Raw genomic sequence first — 4,600 nt, 5'->3', positions numbered from 1 at the left:
ATCCCCGCCATCCGGGAGGCCGCCACCACGACCGGCCCCGGCTGGCGACCCGGCAAGGGCGCCCGGGTGGTGGCCGCCTCCGGACCCCTCGCCGACGAGGCCGAACTGCTCGCCGGCGAGCTGGGCATGACCACCGCCAAGCCCCCCGCCCGCCGCGGTGACGTGGAACTGGCCCTCGACCCGGGGCACTCCGGAGGCCCGGAGGCGTACACCCTCACCGTGCGGGACGGCAGGGCGCGGATCACCGGCTCCACCGACGCCGGCGTCTTCTACGGCACCCGCACCCTCCGGCAGGCCGTGCGGAGCACCGGCGCCTTCCCCGAGGGCGAGGTCAACGACCGCCCCGACCGCCCCCAGCGCGGCCTCCACCTGGACATCGCCCGCAAGTACTACACGGCCGCCTGGATCGAGGACCGGCTGCGCCAACTGGCCGACCTCAAGCTCAACCAACTCGCCCTGCACTTCTCCGACGACCAGGGCTTCCGCATCCAGAGCGACACCCACCCCGAGGTGGTCTCCGCCCAGCACCTCAGCAAGGCCGAGGTCAGGCGGATCGTCGCGCTCGGCCGGCGGCTGCACGTCACCGTCATCCCGGAACTGGACTCGCCCGGCCACCTGGGCGCGGTGCTCCGCGCCCACCCCGACCTCCAGCTGCGCAACGCCTCCGGCGCCACCGTCGCCGGCGCGGTGGACATCTCCAAGCCCGGATCCGCCCGCATCGTGGACGAGCTGCTGCGCGAGTTCACCCCGCTCTTCCCCGGCAGGTGGTGGCACCTGGGCGGCGACGAGTACCAGGCGCTGACGGCGTCGAACCCGGAGACCTCCTATCCGCAGCTCGCCACCGCCGCCAAGGACCGCTACGGCTCCCAGGCCAAGGTCCAGGACCTGGCCACCGGCTGGCTCAACGACCGGGCCGCCGTGGTCGGCAAGCTCGGCAAGCACCCCAAGGCCTGGAACGACGGCTTCTTCCGGGGCGGGGTGGTCAAGGCCGACCGCGCCTTCGAGGTCGAGTACTGGACCGGCAAGGAGATCGGCGCCCGGCCGCCGTCCGAGTACCTGGACGAGGGCTGGAAGCTCGTCAACCTCAACGACGAGTACCTCTATTACGTACTCGGCCAGCCCAACCAGTTCTTCTACCCGACCGGCCGCCGGATCTACGAGGAGTGGTCGCCCGCGGTGCTGCGCGGCACCTCCCCGGTGCCGGGCAACCGCCCCACCGGCCCGGACCGGGTGCTCGGTGGCCGGCTCGCGGTCTGGGGCGACATCGCGAGCGCGCAGACCCCGGACCAGGTGGCCGCCGGCATCCGGCTGCCGCTCAACGCCCTGTCCCAGCGACTGTGGGACCCGCGCAAGCCGACCCTGAGCTGGCAGCAGTTCAGCACCCTGGCGGGACAGGTGGACTGAGGCCGCCGAACCCGCCGAACCCGCCGAACCCGCCGAACCCGGGGAGTGCCGGGGAGGTCGGGGGTGTCGGGCGGTGTCGGGAACACACCGGCCCCGCGGAGAGAGGGGGCGGTCGAGGCCGCGGACAAGGCGGTCGGGCCGGAGACAAGGGACGGTCGGGGCCGCCACCCCCCACAGGAGAGGCCCCGACCGTCGTCCGGTGCGGGCCCGCGCGCGGGCCCGTACTACCTACAGCGTCAGACGTCTCCAATTCGTCACACCGGCCGCCCGCGCCCGCTCTGGACGCGGCCCGGCCCCTGCCCGTAACGTGCAGGTCCGCGCCATAGGCGCGGTGTATTCGTCATTCCTTGCGTGGTCCGGCCGAGCGCGGGCACGCCCCTGGGGGACTCAAGAGATGTATCCGTGCGGGAACTGCGGTGCGGCCGCGGTCGGACCCGATGGGCGCTGCGGCGCGTGCGGCACCTATCAGCAGCAGCTTCAGCAGCAGCCGCCGCCCGGACCACCCGGTTACCCGGTCGCGCCCCCGATGGGCATGCCGGTCGGCGGAGTCGACCTGCGACGGGGCCTGGCCACGGCGCTGACCGTGATGTTCGGCGTGGTGATCGCCGCCTTGGTGCTCGTCGTCGTGGCGCGCGGCGGCCAGCACAGCGTGCTCGGCGACATCGTGGACGGCCGCGCGGTGACCGAGAAGGACCTGGAGGACGCCGACGACTTCTTCGCCGGTGCCCAGGCCATCTACGCCGTGGTGACCCTGGTCGTGGTCATCCTGTGGCCGATCTGGTTCCGCCGGCTGCGGCTGAACGCCGAGGTCTTCGCGCCCGGCCGGCACCGCTTCAGCAGCGGCTGGGCGGCCGGCTCCTGGTTCACCCCGGTGGTGAACCTCTGGTTCCCCAAGCAGATCGCCAACGACATCTGGCGGGCCAGCTCCCCGCAGGGCCCCGAGCAGGCCCGCCGCGGACTGCTCAACGCCTGGTGGGTGACCTGGTGGGTGGCGATCGGCGTGGGCATGATCAGCAGCATCCAGTACACGGTGGCCGACAACAAGCTCGACGACTTCGAGAACGACGCCAAGTCGGGGAAGTTCCACTCCCGGGACGAGATCATGGATGTCGTCAAGGACGGCAAGAACGCCATCGGCGTCAGCATGTTCGCGATGGTGCTCATGATCGCCGCGGCCATCCTGGCGATCATGGTGGTCCGCCAGATCACCGCCATGCAGGAGCAGCGCGCCCAGCTCCCGCCGCAGCCGCCCGCCCCCGGCGCGTACGGTGGCATGGCTCCGACCCCGTACGGTGCGATGCCCGGATACGGCCAGCCCGGCTACGGCCAGCCGCCCGCCCCCGGATACGGTCAGCCGGGCCAGCCCGGCGGCTACCCGCCCCCCTACGGTCCCGGACCAGCGGGGCAGTGACGGGAGGCGGTGGCCACGGCTGACTACGGGATAAGCCTCGGCACGGGCCTGGGTACGGGCCTCGGCACCGGTATCCCGAGACCTCAAATTCTCCGAGTGGGGCAGGAAGAGGGCGTGCAGGGGGACGACGCGGAATTGGCCGCCGCGGTCCACGCGGCGCAGCACGGGGACGAGACGGCTTTCCGTACGGTGTACCGCGCGGTGCATCCGCGTCTGCTCGGATACGTGCGCACCCTGGTCGGCGACGCCGACGCGGAGGACGTCACCTCCGAAGCGTGGCTGCAGATCGCCCGTGACCTGGGCCGATTCAGCGGCGACGCGGACCGTTTCCGAGGCTGGGCGGCACGGATCGCCCGCAACCGGGCGCTTGACCACGTCCGGATGCGGGGGCGCCGCCCGGCCATCGGCGGCGACGAGACCGAACTGGAGGACCGGGCCGCGGAGGCCGACACCGCCGGCGAGGCGATGGAGGCGCTGGGCACCGACCGGACCATGGGCCTGATCGCCCAACTGCCGCAGGACCAGGCCGAGGCCGTGGTGCTGCGGGTGGTGCTCGGCCTGGACGCGAAGAGCGCCGCGGCGGTGCTCGGCAAGCGCCCCGGGGCGGTGCGCACCGCCGCCCACCGCGGGCTCCGGCGGCTGGCCGAACTCCTCGACGCGGCGGTCGGCGGCGACGGGGCGGTGCTCGACGGAGTGCCCGCGCAGCGGGAGTCACACAGCGGTACGACGAAGCCCGCCGGTGTGACGGATTCGCGATCGCGGACGCAGAAGGACATGTGATGGCCGACGACCACCGCTACGACTGGTTGGACAACGATGCCGTAGAGAGGTTGCTGCGCGGCGAACCGGTGGAGACGGACCGAGGCGTCAAGGACCAGGACGAACAGGCGCGGATCCGCGCCGAGCGGCTGGCCGCCTCCCTGGGCTCGATCGCCGGGCCGGCCGAGCCGGCGGACGGACCGCTGCCCGGTGAGGAGGCCGCGCTGGCCGCCTTCCGCGCCGCCCGTGCCTCCGCTCCCGCCCGAGGAGCCGCCCGAGCGGTCGAGTTGCCCGTGGTGCGTCCCCGGGGCGCCCGCTTCGGCCGCCCCTCCCGGCTGCACCGCCCGCTGCGCGCCGGAATGGTGGCGGTGCTGGCCGGCTGCGCCTTCGGTGGGATGGCGGTGGCCGCCGGCGCCGGGGTGCTGGGCTTCGGCCCGACCGTGGGGGAGCCGCGCCCCACCTCCAGCGTCAGCGCGGCCGAGACCCGGCAGAACCAGCCCGCCGGGACGGGCCTGACCCCGGGACCCCACCGCAACGCCTCGCACAGCCCCGGTGGTTCCCGTGGCACCGCCTCCGGCGACCTCGGCGGCGACCCCGACCCCACCGCCACCACCAGCGAGGGCGACCCGTCCGAGGACGGCGAGGAGGAGACCGGCAGCCCGGACGGTCTGCCGAGCACCGAGCCGCCCTCCAACGGCGACGCGCGCAAGCGCTGGGTGCGCGTCGCGTGCCGGCAGTACCTGGACGGCGAGGCGCCCGAGATCGACCCGGACCGGATGCGCCGGCTGGAGCGGGTGGCGGGCGGCCCGACCGCGGTGCGCCGCTACTGCGAGCGGATCCTGACGAACCCCGGCAAGGGCCACCCTGAAGACGGCGATTCCGGTGGCGGCTCCGGCGGCGATTCCGGCGGCGAGGGCGGCACCGGGGGCGGTAGCGGCGGCGGTAGCGGCGGCGGCAAGGGCGGTGACGACGGCGACTCCGCGGGAGAGACCACCAGTCCGTCGCCACCCCCGCCCACGCCTGGCG

4 protein-coding genes are annotated in these 4,600 nt (G+C 74.0%); all 4 read left to right on the top strand.

Annotated features, from left to right (window positions below; all coding sequences use genetic code 11):
- On the top strand, positions 1–1,404 hold a 1,404-nt coding region (locus tag E4099_RS29295; protein ID WP_135342139.1), incomplete at its 5' end, for a family 20 glycosylhydrolase.
- A 526-nt stretch (positions 1,405–1,930) separates the two neighbouring features.
- A complete protein-coding gene (locus E4099_RS29290) occupies positions 1,931–2,815 on the top strand; it encodes a DUF4328 domain-containing protein (protein WP_245245291.1) in 885 nt (294 codons plus the stop codon).
- Positions 2,816–2,929: 114 nt separating this feature from the next.
- Positions 2,930–3,595, top strand: a complete 666-nt coding sequence (locus E4099_RS29285; protein WP_135342140.1) for an RNA polymerase sigma factor — start codon at positions 2,930–2,932, stop codon at positions 3,593–3,595.
- A partial coding sequence (locus E4099_RS33315; RefSeq protein WP_167828519.1) for a hypothetical protein occupies positions 3,595–4,600 on the top strand: 1,006 nt, incomplete at its 3' end. The genes E4099_RS29285 and E4099_RS33315, both read left to right, overlap by 1 nt.

The organism is Streptomyces palmae (assembly GCF_004684805.1).
Lineage (GTDB): Bacteria > Actinomycetota > Actinomycetes > Streptomycetales > Streptomycetaceae > Streptomyces > Streptomyces palmae.
The sequence above is the reverse complement of the archived record's forward strand: the minus strand, read 5'-3'. Positions and strand labels throughout refer to the sequence as shown.